Source organism: Bacillus cereus group sp. Bc031, assembly GCF_027716265.1.
GTDB classification, from domain to species: domain Bacteria; phylum Bacillota; class Bacilli; order Bacillales; family Bacillaceae_G; genus Bacillus_A; species Bacillus_A paranthracis.
Genome location: NZ_JAQFUL010000044.1, coordinates 26,630 through 41,507, shown reverse-complemented (window position 1 = coordinate 41,507; position 14,878 = coordinate 26,630). Strand labels below are relative to the sequence as shown.

Here is a 14,878-nt window from a genome sequence, read left to right as displayed (position 1 = left end):
AGCTAGCTTTTTAGAAAGAATAACGTTTTTTGTCACTTGGGGGTAGTGAAAATTCTTAAGTTGATGGGCATGGGGTAAAAACAGTTTATTTCGGAAAATTAGATTAATCAAAAGAATTTGAGTATTTTACCATTTGAAAGGGGATACAGTTGTGAAGATAAAAACATATCAACAGAAAAGCCCGTTGAAGCAAGAATGTGAGGATTCTTATTTTTGTAATGAAGAAAAAAAGATTTATGGTGTATGTGACGGTGCAACACCACTTGTCCCATTTCGTGATGAAAAGGGACATAATGGAGCATACATCGCTTCACATTTATTTGCAAGTTATTTTAATTCATTCCGCGAAAAGCATAGTTTACAAGTTGCAGTTGCAAAAGCAAATGAAGCATTGCAAAGAAAAATGTTAGCATATGGAGTAGATACGAGAAAGAAAGAGCATTTGTGGTGCACATGTATCGCGGCAGTCCAAATAGTTGGTGAGAAAATTGAATACGCACAGTTAGGGGACTGTATGATTGTCACAATATTTCGAAAAGGAACGATGCAAGTATTAACGAAAGATACAGTTGAAGGAATTAGTAAACGAGCAAAAAAGAAAAGAGAAGAAGATCGTAAAAAAGGGTTATCTGTACCAGAAGAACATGTTTTTCAAGATGTGCGAGAACAGTTAAAATACAATCGTTATCTTGCAAATGTGAAGGGGGGATATTCCGTTGCGAATGGAATGAAAGAAGCAATTCATTATTTGCAGCATGGGGAATTACATGTAGATGAAGTGAGTGGGATTTTTATTTGTTCAGACGGATTATTCCACCCAGATTGGCCACTCGAACAAACTGTTGCATATATAAGAAAGAATAGTATAAATGAATATGTAGCAATTATTGAAGAGTTAGAAGGGGAAAAGAGAATACGACCAGATGATAAAACAATTATGATGATTGATTTTTAAGGGGGATATTCAAATGGAAATTAAATGTGTAAATTTAGCATTTCAAGATGAATTAGTTCCTTTAGAAAAAGTAAACAAACTGATTATTCACCATACATCCGAAGATGGATGGGATGTGTATAAAACACATGAATTTCATCAAAAAGTAAGAGGGTGGAGCGGGATCGGTTACAATTATTTTATTGAAGAAGATGGAACTGTAGTCGAAGGACGTGGTTTACATATTGGAGCACATGCGAAAGATCATAATAGAGATACAATTGGAATATGTATGACGGGTAATTTTGATAAATATGATCCAACTACCGCACAAATGAATGCATTATATTCTTTATGTAAAATGTTTATGAATCGGTTTGCTATAAAGAAAGAAAATATACTCGGTCATAGGGAGCTAGAAGGCGTTACAAAAAGTTGTCCTGGAAAGCGTTTTTCTATGGTAGAGTTAAGAAACATACTATCTTACATATAGAGGAGTAATAAACGATGATGAATATAAAAATACCAAATGATAAAAAAGAAGAGCTTGTAGCACAAATTCAGCAATTTTTCGTTGAAGAAGATTTAGATGAAATTGGACGTTTCCAAGCAGAGCGTTTAATAGAAGAAATGATTAAATTAGTTGGACCATTTGCATACAATCAAGCAATTGGAGAGGCAAGAAAGCTTGTAACAGAGAAACTATCTAATATTGAAGAAGATTTGTATGTGTTAGAGAAAAATGAAGGGAAGTAAGCTTTCGTCAATTATAAAATAAGTGTTATGTCACGGCCTTTTTCGATGTTTTATTTGGAAAAGGCCGTGACATTTTTTTATTGTCATCAGGGAAATAATGAAACTTATTCCTCTATCTCGTACTCCATTCTTTTGCCATTTCATCATGATATGCTTCTGTCCAATGATATGGTTGCAACTCTTTTAAAGGTTTAAAAATAATATCTTGTTTAGCATTTGTAATCGCACACTGTACTTTTGGTCCCCAATAAAATAAACGTTCTTGGCATACACCACAAGGCGAGAGTACCTTTAATTCAGAATGCTCATTTTCTCTCGCAAGACAAATAGAATGTGTAACTTTCTTTTGAAATTTATGAGCTTCTAAAATTGCACCTGTTTCCATACAAAGTTCAGTTGAAGCATTTATTACATCCGGAGCAACGCTTGTATAAATTGTTCCATCTTCTACACGAATCGCTGCGGCTCCACCCCAATCGTTTGGATATCTTTGTTCAATTAACTGTTTCACCACATCATATAATTGTTGCTCAATATTCAATTTCTTTTCCTCATTTCTGCCCAAATTCAGGGTTTTTTATTTCGGAATATTCTTTCTTTTATCATGATAACATAAACAAAAAAATAGAATGAACTTTTAATTTCAAGCCATCTTTTTTGCCAAAAGGAACGTTTTTTATAAAAAAATTGAGATTAAAAATATATTATCTTAATTTTATCTTTTTTTAATAATTTGTTTATGGGCAATTTATAGTTGTTATTTATAATTCCTATATATAGCAGCTATTGATACTATAAATAAGAAATTTGAATGTGTAACACTTTGTATTCCATTAGCTGTAATCAAAATTTATAACATAAATTGCGCACATAGAATCTTCTTTTGAAAGAAAAGTGGTGTAATTCTTTGTTAAATGAAGGAAGGGTTTGGGAAGCTATGAATAAAACAATTTTAAAAACATGTATCATATCAGCAGTTTTAGGTGGAAGTCTATTAAGTGAAACGACTGGAGTGGTGAAAGCAGAAGAGATTACACCAAAAACGAATCATACTGGTGTATTTAAAGATGTTCCAAAGGGGCACTGGGCATATGAGGCGATTCAGCAATTAACAGACGAGAAAATCATTTTCGGCTATGATGATGGAAGATTTGGTTTTGGAGATAACGTGACACGCGAACAAGTTGCAGCTTTACTATATCGTTATTTTAATTTGGCAGAAGACAAAAATTATCAGAACCCATATGGAGACGTAAGTGAAGATTCGACAAGTTATATAAAGGAGATTTTGTCTTTAACAGAAATGGGCGTTTTTAAGGGTGACGAGCATGGGAATTTTAGACCGAAGGCTTCCTTAACGCGTGCAGAAATGGCACAAGTTCTTACAAATGCTTTTCATTTAAAGGCAAAGAGTGATCACACTTTTAATGACGTTTCAACGAACTCATGGGCAAGCAATGCAATTAGTGCTGTTCAAACAAATAATATTGCAAAAGGAGTAGGCGGAGGAAATTTTGCTCCAAATATGGATGTGACGCGTGAACAGTATGCACAATTTTTATACAATGCAATACAAGAAACTAAGCAAACTCAAAAGACGAAGGGGCAACAACTAGCTAGTATACTTGGTGAAACAAACTGGCAAGGGACAAAAGTCTATGACAAAGATCATAATGATGTAACGAAAGAAAATCAAAATTTCATCGGGCTTGCAAAGTATGATGCTAAAACGGCAAGGTATGAATTTTTTAATGCAAATACAGGAGAGAGTCGTAATGATAGCGGTACCTTTTTTATAACGAATGATGGAAAGAAAAGAGTACTAATTTCTGAGACGCAAAATTATCAAGCAGTTGTTGAATTAACGCAATTAGATAAGGAGAAATTTACATATAAAAGAATGGGGAAAGATACAAAAGGGAACGATGTAGAGGTGTTTGTTGAACATATTCCGTACCATGAAAAAGAACTTTCTTTCACGCGGCCTGATAAAAATTTAGAAAGTTCGACAGGTAAAATAGTTAAAGATGTTGATGGAGATGAAATTTTATCTAGTACACTATGGAACGGAACGGTGGTATTAGACGACCAAGGTAATGATGTAACAAAATATAACTCAAACTTAATCAGTCTAGCAAAATACGATAAAAATACAAATAAATACGAATTTTTCAATGTGAATACTGGAGAAAGTCGTGGAGACTACGGTTTCTTTGATGTTGTACATGGCAATAAAATAAGAGCTCACGTTTCGTTAGGAAATAATAAATACGGTGCAGTTCTTGAACTTACAGAATTAAATAAAGAGAAATTTACGTATACAAGAATGGGGAAAGATGCGAATGGAAAAGATATAAAAATCTTTGTTGAACATGAACCGTATACAGGTGATCTAAAACCAAATTTCACAAAGTAAGCCTTTACTGTAGCAAAGGCATTATGTTAGAAAATGTTAGTAAGGAAAAGCTTAAGGGTTGGGTAATTAAAATAGTTATTTATAGACAAATAGATGCCTTGAGGCATCTATTTGTCGTTTTAAAATGATTTTTTATGGGTGCAATTTCTCTTTTCTCAAATCTAGTAACTTACTACTTGCACAACCCTACATTTTCGTTTTTTATTTATTTTCTTTATTCTCTTTATATTCATTAACTTTCTTTTTTACATTACCGACAGTATCTTTAGCAGTGCCTTTTACCTTATCCCATTTTCCTTCAGCTTGTAATTTCTTATTGTCAGTTACTTTCCCGACAACTTCCTTTACTTCACCTTTTACTTTATCAATGGCACCTTCTACTTTTTCTTTTAAACCATGATCATGCTTTGTCATACATTTCTCCTCCTTGTAGTTTGATTAGAATGCTCTTTTCATATTGCAAGTTGAATGATGTATCTAGCAATAGCGTAACAGATTTAGTTTGAATATTCAAATGGTTAATAGAGTTGAAAAGGAATTGTCATAAAGTGTATAAAGTAGTAATGATAAGAGAAAGGATGTTAATTATATGTTTTTGGCGGTCCAGATTGATTTTGTATAAGCGATCTTCATATGGGCACGTTCCATATTATTTTGACTGCTGCTACCGAATCTTGCTTGTCCGACTATTAAATGACAATTGGATTCAATAGCTGTCTCAATTCGTTTTTGAATTAATGCAGTGTGACAACCTTTACGCTGAAATTCTGGCAAAGTAGCAGAAGCAGCTAATGATGCGACACCCTTATTTATATACAGGACACCAATGCCCGCAGGAATGTTTTGAACTTCAGCTATGAAAAAATGCCATCCTGGTTTATTGTGGAGAATTTCGTTATTTTGGCGCACGCCATCTTTTGTAAAGGATGGCATGTTAAATCCACGTACATATATGTCTGCAAAAACATCCAACTCATTTTCTTTTAGTTTGCGTACTGAAATGTTAGAAGGAAGAAGGGACGGATCTTCTCGCGGTGTACTATATAAAGCGGTATGGAAGCTAGATTGATAAAAACCTTTTTGAGATAAGTATTGAAATAGTTCAGCTGTACCTTGCGCTGGTGTAATTTCAAAACGGCAAGGAATTTGTAGTGATTGATAATAAGAGAGAATCGCATCTATCTCATCTGTATTTGTAAAGGTAACGCCTTTTACTGTATTAAAAGCAGGACCAGCAATTACTTTTGATGAAAAGGCAGTGGCACTACCGAACTTTTTCACTTGTACCTGCATTGGATTTCCGTCCATTGCTTGTAATAGTGCTAATCTAGAAGAAAGCATATGTATTTCTGCGTTTTCAATTTCTTGTGCGGTATTGATTGTCATAATTGTACTCATGAGATTCCCCCGTCAATAAATATATTTCATAGTACATATACGATGTTTGTTCTGAGATTCCTGTTGAAATGTAAGAGAATAAGAGGTTTTTTGGAAGGGAAATGGAAGTGAACTGTCGAAGGGAGTAGAAACAGATTAAAGGTGGTGCTCTCATGAAACAGAAAGACGTGCAGACATGCTCTAATTGTGGTTCTCAAAATATAGGAGAAGGTGAGTTTGTCGGTTATGCACAAATACGGAAAAAGGAGACGATGTTCACATCTTCACCAGTAGATGCTTATATTTGTACAGATTGCGGGAATGTCCTTTTATTAAAAGTACGACATTATGAAAAGTTTAAGCAGAAGCCGTTATGATTATTAAAAAGTGTTTTTATTAGGGAAGTTAATAGGAGAAATATTTACATATATATGAATATGCCTTATATAAAGACATGACAACATATACTCTGTGGGATGCTTATGAATCGTTGCACAACGTACAAAAATGTATAGAAGAAATTGTGAATTAGTATGAGAAAGAAAAATTAGCTCATCTTAGAATATTTCATATCGAAAACTCCTTTAAATAAATAAAGGAGTTTTTATTTTCGGGTAACAATAATTACCTTTAATTGTTATAATTGGTTATTGAGATGGGAGGTTTTTATTTACACCATAATCATAAAAGAAAACTAGCTAAATTGTATAGAAAACCGCTATATAACACATTCGCAACCGTAAGTTGACAAAGTGCAACCGCAGGAAGATAGAGATAAAGGCAATGTTTACATACAATTTAGGTAAGAAAACAAAGGGGGACACACACATATGGGATTTGGTGAAAAGCTTTTTAAATTAAGAAAGGAAAAGGGCCTTTCTCAAGAAGCATTAGCTGAGAAATTAAACACAACAAGGCAAGCGGTTAGTAAATGGGAAAACGGTCAAGGTTTTCCTGAAACTGAAAAGTTAATAATGATTGGAAATGTTTTTGAAGTATCACTCGACTATTTATTAAAAGAAACTGCAGAGAAAAGTAATGAAAATGTGGATGGCTATTACGTAAGTCAGGAAATGGCAGAAGGGTATGTAGCGTATGGACAAAAAATTTCTAAATATATAGCGCTAGGATTTAGTTTACTCATTTTATCTACAATACCATATTTACTATTTAAAGAAGATGCAACAATGTCGACATTCCTTGTTATTATTATTGCTGTCCTTGGTATTGGAGCGATGATGGTACCTGTAATGATAGAAGAGAGTCGATACAATGTATTAAAAAAGGAAGAATTATTATTTGATCAAAACTTTCTAAAAGAATTGACAACAAGATATGCAATTATTAAGAAAAAGTATGCTGTAGTAATAATCGTTGGATTTTGTTTTATAGCAGCAGGAGCGCTACCTTTTTTATTTGAGAAAAAGCATATCACTTCAGGAGAATTAGCCCAGTATCACCCTTATTGTGTTGTACTTATTGCTATTGGAGTTTATCTTTTTGTTCGTGTGTTAGGAGTATTAGAGGCGTATCGAATTTTAGTAGAAAATAAAGAATATAGTAATCGTCTTATTTTTAAACTGAAAAAGAAAGTGAGAGAAAAAGTGGATAATTTTTAATAAATGAAAACATATTTTTATGAAAAGTTAAGATAGGAGTGTAATGATGTCAAATCTTCTAGAAATTGAAAATTTAAGTAAATCATTTGGAAACAAAGTTGTTTTAAGAGATGTTTCCTTCAATGTGCCGTCTGGATCAATTGTTGGATTCATTGGTGACAATGGAGCAGGGAAATCAACAACCTTTAAAACAGTACTAGAATTAATTTCTAAAGATAGTGGTACAGTAAAAATATTTGGTGAAGAAAATATAAATAAAGATGCCAAGATTAAGGAAAAGATAGGAGTCGTATTTGATGCTATGAATCTACCGGCTCATCTTACGATAAAGCAACTAAACAAAGTTTTTGAAAAGATGTTTGAATCTTGGGATCAAGATAATTTTTATCGATTAGTTCATACTTTTTCTTTACCTACTAATGAGAAAGTAGGTAAATTCTCGCGTGGAATGTCCATGAAACTAACTATAACTGTTGCGTTATCGCATAATGCAAAATTATTAATTCTAGATGAAGCGACGGGTGGTCTCGATCCTTCATCTAGAGAAGAGGTGTTAGAGGAATTAAAAAGTTTTGTGAGTAAAAGTAATGGTGGTATACTACTTTCTTCTCATATTATGAGTGATGTAGAAAAAATAGCTAGCCATCTTATCATTATAAAAGATGGAGAAATTTTATTGAACGAAGAAAAGGATAAAGTTTTGAAAAGTTACTCCATTGTAGACGTTGATGAAGAACAATTAGCTTTAATTAACAAAGATATAGTTGTGGCTAGAAGGAGACTTGGTTCATATTTCAATGTACTCGTAGCAGATATATATAAATTACCAAGTGGTATTGCTCATAGAACCATCTCGATAGAAGAAATAAGTGTCTTATTAACGAGGAGTGAAAAATAAATGAGAGGTTTATTATTGACAAACTATTATCTAGTGTATCGAACTTTCTTTATGTTCATGGGAATAGCGATATTGGGAGCTGGATGCGTTTTTTATTTTGGTAATGCTTCAATGTACCGTTTAATTGCTACGTTTATTATCTTTTTTGCTGCAATTCCTGCACTTGAAGTTATTAAATATGAGAGTAAGTCAGATTATGAAAAATATGTACTTACTTTACCGGTTACTAGAAATAACATTGTGCAAAGTCACTACCTTTTCTATTTTATAGTTGTAATTATTGGTACTTTATTATCGTATAGCATATTTTACGTACATGCTTCAGTTTCAGGTACGCCAATTGATGATGGTATATTTAAGAGTGTTTCTTTAGGGACGTTTATCATCCTTAATGCCGGAGCAATAGCCTATCCACTCCTCTATATTTTTGGAGCAGAAAAATCTGATGCTATTACAATTGGAGGCGCATGCGGGGGACTTGTTACTTATTTTGGATTACAAAGTGTAATTGGCTATCTAATAGAACAATTTCCAATATCAAATTTAAATTCATCTTTATATGCTTCCATTCTATATACGATATTTGGCGTTATCATATATATCTTTTCTTTTGTTATTTCGGTATTTATATATCGTAAGAAGGAATTTTAGCATATCTTCTCTTAGTATTTTCTGAATTATTTCCAAAGAAATAATTCAGAAAATACAGAAAAATGTCGCGATTATTTGTAGAAGTCTGTTATAATAAACGAAAAATGAAAACGCTTTAAAGGGGGATATAACCAATATGATGATGAATGTACCGCTAACAATTAGTTCTATGATGGAAAGAGCAGAAAAACTATTTTCGAAGAAAGAAATTGTTTCACGGACACATGACACAGTTACGACATTAACGTATAAGCAGTTAGGTGAAAGAACGAGAAGGCTTTCCAGTGCGTTAAAAAAATTAGGAATTAAAGAAGGCGAGCGTATAGGAACGTTAGCGTGGAATCATCATCGACATGTGGAAGCGTATTTTGCTATTCCTGGTATTGCTTCCGTTTTGCACACAATTAATATTCGTTTATCTCCTCAACATATTTCATACATTATTCAGCATGCAGAAGATCGAATTCTACTTATTGATGAAGATCTCGTACCGCTCATTGAAAATATTCAATCACAATTATCAACTGTACAAGCTTACATTATTATGACTGATAAAGATGAAATTCCAAATACTACGCTAGAACCTGTATATCATTATGAAAAACTATTAGAAGAAGGCGATCCAAATTTCCAATTTGTAAAAGATATTGATGAAAATACACCTGCTGGTATGTGTTATACGTCAGCGACTACAGGAAATCCAAAAGGTGTTGTATATACGCATCGTAGTACTGTACTGCATTGTATGGCACTCGGTTTAGCGGACACAGCTGCTTTATCGGAAAGTGACGCGGCAATGGCAATTGTACCGATGTTCCATGTGAATGCTTGGGGACTTCCTTTCGCTGCTACTTGGTTTGGATCAAAACAAGTTCTTCCAGGACCGATGTTTACGCCGAAAATTTTATTAGAAATGATTCAATCTGAAAAAGTGACGTTAGCTGCCGGTGTGCCGACAATTTGGCTTGATGTATTACAAGAGTTAGAAAATAATAGTTATGATTTATCTAGTATGACGAGAATACTATGTGGTGGTGCAGCCGCACCGAAAAGTGTTATTAAAGCATTTGAACAGAAACACAATGTTCCTTTCATCCATGCATATGGTATGACCGAAACAAGCCCACTCGTAACACTTGCACGTTTAAAAAGTTATGAAACAGAATTATCGTATGAAGAGCAATTAGAAATTAGATCAAAGCAAGGGTATCTTGTCCCTGGTGTAGAAATGAAAGTAGTCGGTACAAATGGTGAAGTGAAGTGGGATAGTACGAGATGGGAGAGCTATGTTTACGAGCGCCATGGATCGCTGAAAGCTATTATAACGATGATCGTACTGTTGAAGGCTTTCGCGATGGATGGTTATATACAGGAGATGTTGTCACAGTCGATGAGGAAGGTTGCGTAAAAATTGTCGACCGCACGAAAGATGTGATTAAAAGCGGAGGCGAGTGGATTTCCTCTGTTGACCTTGAAAATGCGTTAATGGCACATGATGCTATATTTGAAGCGGCTGTCGTTGCCGTTCCTCATCCGCAGTGGCAAGAGCGACCAGTTGCGTGTGTCGTTCAAAAGAAAAATAGTACAGTAACAAAAGAAGAAATATATGAGTTTTTAAAACCACAGTTTGCAAAGTGGTGGTTACCAGACGATATTGTATTTATGGAAGAAATACCGAAAACATCTGTTGGGAAGTTTTTAAAACAGGCGCTTCGAAAAGAACTCGAGCATTTGCATAAAGAGAAATCACGGAATTTATATTTGTAAACCTATTTTAAAAATAAGTTGACAAATGCTAGATAGAAAGATAATATAACTCCTATAATATGTTATCTAAAAATCATTTTGAGTTTACAAATAGGAGAAGCAAATATGAATACAAAAAACTTAGTTTTCGTCGCTTTATTTAGTTCTATTATGGGAGTGTTAGGGTTAATACCTCCAATTGCTCTTTCTATTACACCAGTTCCAATTACATTACAATCACTTGGTGTTATGCTTGCTGGTGGATTGTTAGGATCACGTCTTGGTGCATTAAGCCAGCTTATTTTCTTACTTATTGTAGGAGTTGGAGCGCCATTACTTGCTGGTGGACGTGGTGGCTTTAGCGTATTTGTTGGGCCAAGTGCAGGATATTTACTTGGTTATATCGTTGGAGCATTTGTCATTGGTTACTTAATTGAGCGTTTGCGTGAAGTTTCTATTATAAAAGTATTATGTATTAATATAATTGGTGGTATTTTCGTAGTTTATGTATTTGGTATCCTTGTGCAAGCTTTCGTAATGGATATTTCTGTATGGGAAACGGTGAAAGTAAGTGTTGTGTTTTTACCAGGTGATTGCATAAAAGCGATTATAGCAGCAATTCTTGTAACGAAATTACATCGTTCATTGAAACATATTATTACGCCTGCTCTAAAGAGAAGCAAATATACAAATGCGGGATAAGAAAGAGAAGAAACACGTTCGTTGCGTGTTTCTTTTTATTATTTTGGAAAGAAAGGACGTCTCATATGGGTATTACAAAAGAATATAAAAAACATGCCTCTTTACAACCAAATAAAATAGCAATTAAGGAAAATGATCGAGTTTTAACATACAAAGAGTGGTTTGAGTCAGTGTATAAAGTAGCAAACTGGTTGAATGAAAAAGAATCGAAGAATAAAACGATAGCGATTGTATTAGAAAATCGTATAGAGTTTTTAGAACTATTCGCTGGTGCCGCTATGGCCGGATGGGTTTGTGTGCCATTAGATATAAGGTGGAAACAGGATGAGCTTAAAGAAAGGATTGCAATCAGTAATCCGGATATGATTGTGACAGAGCAATATAAGTTAAATGATCTATTGGATGAAGAAGAAAGAGTAATTGAAATTGATAGATGGAAACAAATAATAGAGAACTATCTTCCTACAGAGCACATTGTAGAAAGTTTACAAGATGCTCCTTTTTATATGGGATTTACATCAGGATCAACAGGAAAGGCAAAGGCATTTTTACGTGCGCAACAATCGTGGGTTCATAGTTTTAATTGTAATATACATGATTTTCATATGAAAAAAGAAGACTCTATTTTAATAGCTGGAACGCTCGTTCACTCTCTTTTCTTATACGGTGCAATAAGTGCATTATATATAGGACAAACCGTACATATTATGAGGAAGTTTATTCCAAAACAAGTGTTGGACAAGTTAGAAATGGAACATATTTCGGTCATGTATACAGTTCCGACAATGCTAGAATCTTTATATAAAGAAAAAAGAGTAATAGAAAATGACATGAAAATTATTTCGTCAGGAGCGAAATGGGAAGCTGAAGCGAAAGAAAAAATAAAGAGTATATTCCCTAATGCGAAAAAATACGAATTTTACGGTGCATCGGAGTTAAGCTTTGTAACAGCGCTAGTTGATGAAGAGAGTAATAGAAAGCCCAATTCAGTAGGGAAACCTTGTCACAATGTGCAAGTGCGAATATGTAATGGAGCAGGAGAAGAAGTAACGAAAGGCGAGATAGGAACTGTTTATGTGAACAGTGATCAGTTTTTTATGGGCTACATATTGGATAAGGTTTTAGTTCCAGAGTTGACTGCAGATGGCTGGATGACAGTGCGAGATGTAGGTTATGAAGATGAAGAAGGCTTTATTTATATTGTCGGTAGAGAGAAGAATATGATTTTATTTGGAGGAATTAATATTTTCCCAGAAGAAATAGAAAGCGTATTACATGAACATCCAGCTGTTGATGAAATAGTTGTAATTGGTGTGGAAGATAGTTACTGGGGTGAAAAACCTGTCGCCATCGTAAAAGGAAGTGCTACGAAGCAACAATTAAAAAGTTTTTGCTTACAACGATTATCCTCTTTTAAAATACCGAAAGAATGGTATTTCGTTGATGAAATACCGTATACAAATAGCGGGAAAATCGCTCGTATGGCAGCAAAAAGTATAATTGAAAACCGGGAGAAGATATATGAATAGAGCGGTTATTGTAGAAGCAAAAAGGACACCTATTGGTAAGAAGAATGGGATGTTAAAAGGGTATGAAGTTCAGCAATTAGCAGCACCTCTTCTTACATTTTTAAGTAAAGGAATTGAGAGAGAAATAGACGAGGTCATATTAGGGAATGTTGTTGGACCAGGAGGGAATGTTGCAAGATTATCTGCTTTAGAAGCAGGACTTGGATATCGTATTCCTGGTGTAACGATTGACCGGCAATGTGGTGCCGGATTGGAAGCGATCCGCACCGCATGTCATTTTATTCAAGGCGGGGCCGGTAATTGTTATATTGCAGGAGGAGTAGAGAGTACAAGTACATCACCATTTCAAAATAGAGCGCGATTTTCACCAGAAACAATTGGTGATCCTAATATGGGAGTGGCGGCTGAATATGTTGCAGAGCGTTATAATATAACGCGAGAAATGCAAGATGAGTACGCTTACCTTAGTTATAAACGGACACTGCAAGCATTAGAAAATGGATATTTACAGGATGAAATACTTTCTTTTAATGGATCTTTTGACGAAGCTATAAAACGAGAAATGAAGTATGAAAGAATGATTAAAAGAACAAAACCCGTATTTTTACAAAATGGTACAGTAACGGCCGGTAATTCGTGCGGTGTAAATGATGGAGCATGTGCCGTTCTTGTAATGGAAGAAGGGAAAGCCCGAAAATTAGGATACAAGCCTGTTCTTCGTTTCGTTCGTAGTGCTGTAGTTGGAGTGGATCCAAATCTTCCGGGGACTGGTCCGATATTTGCGGTGAACAAATTATTAAACGAAATGAATATGAAAGTAGAGGACATCGATTATTTTGAAATAAATGAAGCGTTTGCTTCAAAAGTTGTTGCTTGTGCAAAGGAGTTACAAATTCCATATAAAAAATTGAATGTCAATGGTGGAGCAATTGCGCTTGGTCATCCATACGGTGCATCTGGGGCTATGCTTGTAACGCGCTTGTTTTATCAGGCGAAACGAGAGCGTATGAAATACGGAATCGCGACGTTAGGAATAGGGGGCGGAATAGGGCTTGCACTATTATTTGAGAAAGTAGAAGACTAGCAAGGAACTAGTTCTCTACTTTTTGAGGAACATAAGCATTGCTACCAAGCTTTGCTTTTATTTCGTTCCAAGCAGCGATAGCATCAGCTTTTGATTTTCCTTTGTTATTTGGATCTTCGAAAAAGTCACGAGTAAAGCGATTGTATTCAAACTGCGCGCTGATAGTTGTTTTATATGTAGGGTCTTTTTTTCGTTCGTTTTCTTCATACCAAAACGTTATCGCATCTTCATATGTTTTTCCAACATTCTCTTTAAAAAACTTTTGAAGAGCTACTGTAAAGCGGAAGTTTGCTCCAATTTTTTCTTTGAAAAAGGCCCGAACCTCTTCGCTACAGCGGTGATTTTCAGTAATAACAGTTTGAAGAGAAAGGTCTTTATAAGAGAGAGAAGTTTTACTCGCTTTTGGACCAGAGCTGTTTTTTAATATTTTACCAGTATGTAAATAATGGGAGATACGATTGGCTATTTCAATCTTAGAGCCACTAGCTGGCAACCCATGCTCACGACAAAATGTTTGCAGTTCTTCTTTTAACCAATAATAGTTTTGGAAATCTTCAAGTGATATAGACTTTGTTAAAGGTGGACGCATGAATGTAACAACTTCTTTCTTCCATATTTTTCTTTAATTATAAAACGTACGTTCTTTTTATGGAAGGATTAATTTGTAAATATAATGGGAAGAGAAGATTACATATGGAAAATGTAATGCAAGTTCGTGTTACTGGAATTTTAATTGAAGATGAAAAAGTATTGCTAGTAAAGCAAAAAATTGCTAATCGGAATTGGTCTTTACCTGGAGGAAGAGTGGAGAATGGTGAAATGTTAGAAGAGGCGATGGTTAGAGAAATGAGAGAAGAAACGGGATTAGAAGTTAAAATTAAGAAGCTACTCTATGTTTGTGATAAACCAGATGCCAGTCCATCTTTATTACATATTACATTTCTACTTGAAAAGATTACAGGGGAAATTATGTTACCATCAAATGAATTTGATCATAATCCGATTCATGATGTACAAATGATGCCAATAGACGAATTCAGTCAGCATGGTTTTTCGGAAACCTTTATAAAGCTTGTAAATGAAGGGTTTGCAAATGCAGGGAGTTACCAAGGATTGAAACAAAATATTGGCCTGTAAATATAGTTGAAGGATAGCCGTTCGCTATC

16 protein-coding genes and 2 pseudogenes are annotated in these 14,878 nt (G+C 34.5%); 14 read left to right on the top strand and 4 right to left on the bottom strand.

Going from position 1 to position 14,878, the window contains the following annotated elements; all coding sequences use genetic code 11:
* The first annotated feature begins 133 nt into the window (after positions 1-133).
* Genes PDQ33_RS17245 through PDQ33_RS17235 form a run of 3 tightly spaced genes read left to right on the top strand, consistent with a single transcriptional unit; the run spans position 134 to position 1,690 of the window.
* Positions 134-955, top strand: a complete 822-nt coding sequence (locus PDQ33_RS17245; protein ID WP_270756321.1) for a protein phosphatase 2C domain-containing protein — start codon at positions 134-136, stop codon at positions 953-955.
* Positions 956-968: 13 nt separating this feature from the next.
* Complete coding sequence (locus PDQ33_RS17240) at positions 969-1,427, top strand: peptidoglycan recognition protein family protein (RefSeq protein WP_000402952.1); 459 nt, start codon at positions 969-971, stop codon at positions 1,425-1,427.
* 14 nt (positions 1,428-1,441) lie between these two features.
* On the top strand, positions 1,442-1,690 hold the full coding sequence (locus PDQ33_RS17235) for a DUF2164 domain-containing protein (protein WP_000981073.1): 249 nt from the start codon (positions 1,442-1,444) through the stop codon (positions 1,688-1,690).
* A 112-nt stretch (positions 1,691-1,802) separates the two neighbouring features.
* Here PDQ33_RS17235 and PDQ33_RS17230 read toward each other — a convergent pair whose 3' ends face one another.
* Positions 1,803-2,231: a cytidine deaminase gene (locus tag PDQ33_RS17230; RefSeq protein ID WP_001019672.1), complete on the bottom strand. Its 429-nt coding sequence runs from the start codon at positions 2,229-2,231 to the stop codon at positions 1,803-1,805.
* 396 nt (positions 2,232-2,627) lie between these two features.
* Here PDQ33_RS17230 and PDQ33_RS17225 point away from each other — a divergent pair, with 396 nt between their 5' ends.
* Complete coding sequence (locus tag PDQ33_RS17225; RefSeq protein WP_061131730.1) at positions 2,628-4,106, top strand: DUF4822 domain-containing protein; 1,479 nt, start codon at positions 2,628-2,630, stop codon at positions 4,104-4,106.
* A 201-nt stretch (positions 4,107-4,307) separates the two neighbouring features.
* Here the strand turns inward: PDQ33_RS17225 and PDQ33_RS17220 are convergent, their stop codons facing one another.
* Positions 4,308-4,520, bottom strand: a complete 213-nt coding sequence (locus PDQ33_RS17220) for a CsbD family protein (protein WP_000160413.1) — start codon at positions 4,518-4,520, stop codon at positions 4,308-4,310.
* Positions 4,521-4,691: 171 nt separating this feature from the next.
* Positions 4,692-5,504, bottom strand: coding sequence for a GNAT family N-acetyltransferase (locus PDQ33_RS17215; protein ID WP_061131657.1), 813 nt, complete (start codon positions 5,502-5,504; stop codon positions 4,692-4,694).
* Positions 5,505-5,656: 152 nt separating this feature from the next.
* On the opposite strand from PDQ33_RS17215, the gene PDQ33_RS17210 reads away from it, so the two are divergent.
* From PDQ33_RS17210 to PDQ33_RS17175, 9 genes and pseudogenes are all read left to right on the top strand, one after another.
* Positions 5,657-5,860 (top strand): hypothetical protein, encoded by a 204-nt coding sequence (locus PDQ33_RS17210; RefSeq protein ID WP_000810212.1) that lies wholly within the window; start codon positions 5,657-5,659, stop codon positions 5,858-5,860.
* An 18-nt stretch (positions 5,861-5,878) separates the two neighbouring features.
* A pseudogene (locus PDQ33_RS29075) lies at positions 5,879-6,012 on the top strand (GNAT family N-acetyltransferase); the annotation flags it as partial.
* A gap of 301 nt (positions 6,013-6,313) precedes the next feature.
* Positions 6,314-7,102, top strand: coding sequence for a helix-turn-helix domain-containing protein (locus PDQ33_RS17205; RefSeq protein WP_061131658.1), 789 nt, complete (start codon positions 6,314-6,316; stop codon positions 7,100-7,102).
* A 46-nt stretch (positions 7,103-7,148) separates the two neighbouring features.
* Positions 7,149-8,000 (top strand): ABC transporter ATP-binding protein, encoded by an 852-nt coding sequence (locus PDQ33_RS17200; protein WP_270756319.1) that lies wholly within the window; start codon positions 7,149-7,151, stop codon positions 7,998-8,000.
* Positions 8,001-8,651 (top strand): ABC-2 transporter permease, encoded by a 651-nt coding sequence (locus tag PDQ33_RS17195; protein ID WP_061131660.1) that lies wholly within the window; start codon positions 8,001-8,003, stop codon positions 8,649-8,651.
* Between the two features lie 136 nt (positions 8,652-8,787).
* A pseudogene (locus tag PDQ33_RS17190) lies at positions 8,788-10,418 on the top strand (long-chain fatty acid--CoA ligase).
* A gap of 105 nt (positions 10,419-10,523) precedes the next feature.
* Positions 10,524-11,099, top strand: a complete 576-nt coding sequence (locus PDQ33_RS17185) for a biotin transporter BioY (protein WP_061131662.1) — start codon at positions 10,524-10,526, stop codon at positions 11,097-11,099.
* Between the two features lie 65 nt (positions 11,100-11,164).
* Positions 11,165-12,628 (top strand): acyl-CoA synthetase, encoded by a 1,464-nt coding sequence (locus PDQ33_RS17180; protein ID WP_061131663.1) that lies wholly within the window; start codon positions 11,165-11,167, stop codon positions 12,626-12,628.
* On the top strand, positions 12,621-13,712 hold the full coding sequence (locus PDQ33_RS17175; protein WP_001078016.1) for an acetyl-CoA C-acyltransferase: 1,092 nt from the start codon (positions 12,621-12,623) through the stop codon (positions 13,710-13,712). The genes PDQ33_RS17180 and PDQ33_RS17175 overlap by 8 nt, the downstream gene beginning before the upstream one ends.
* Positions 13,713-13,719: 7 nt before the next feature.
* Here the strand turns inward: PDQ33_RS17175 and PDQ33_RS17170 are convergent, their stop codons facing one another.
* Positions 13,720-14,301 carry a DUF6434 domain-containing protein gene (locus PDQ33_RS17170; RefSeq protein WP_061131664.1) on the bottom strand — a complete coding sequence of 194 codons (582 nt, stop codon included), beginning with the start codon at positions 14,299-14,301 and terminating at the stop codon, positions 13,720-13,722.
* A gap of 104 nt (positions 14,302-14,405) precedes the next feature.
* Between PDQ33_RS17170 and PDQ33_RS17165 the strand changes: the two genes are divergently transcribed.
* A complete protein-coding gene (locus tag PDQ33_RS17165; protein ID WP_270393240.1) occupies positions 14,406-14,849 on the top strand; it encodes an NUDIX hydrolase in 444 nt (147 codons plus the stop codon).
* Positions 14,850-14,878 lie beyond the last annotated feature (29 nt).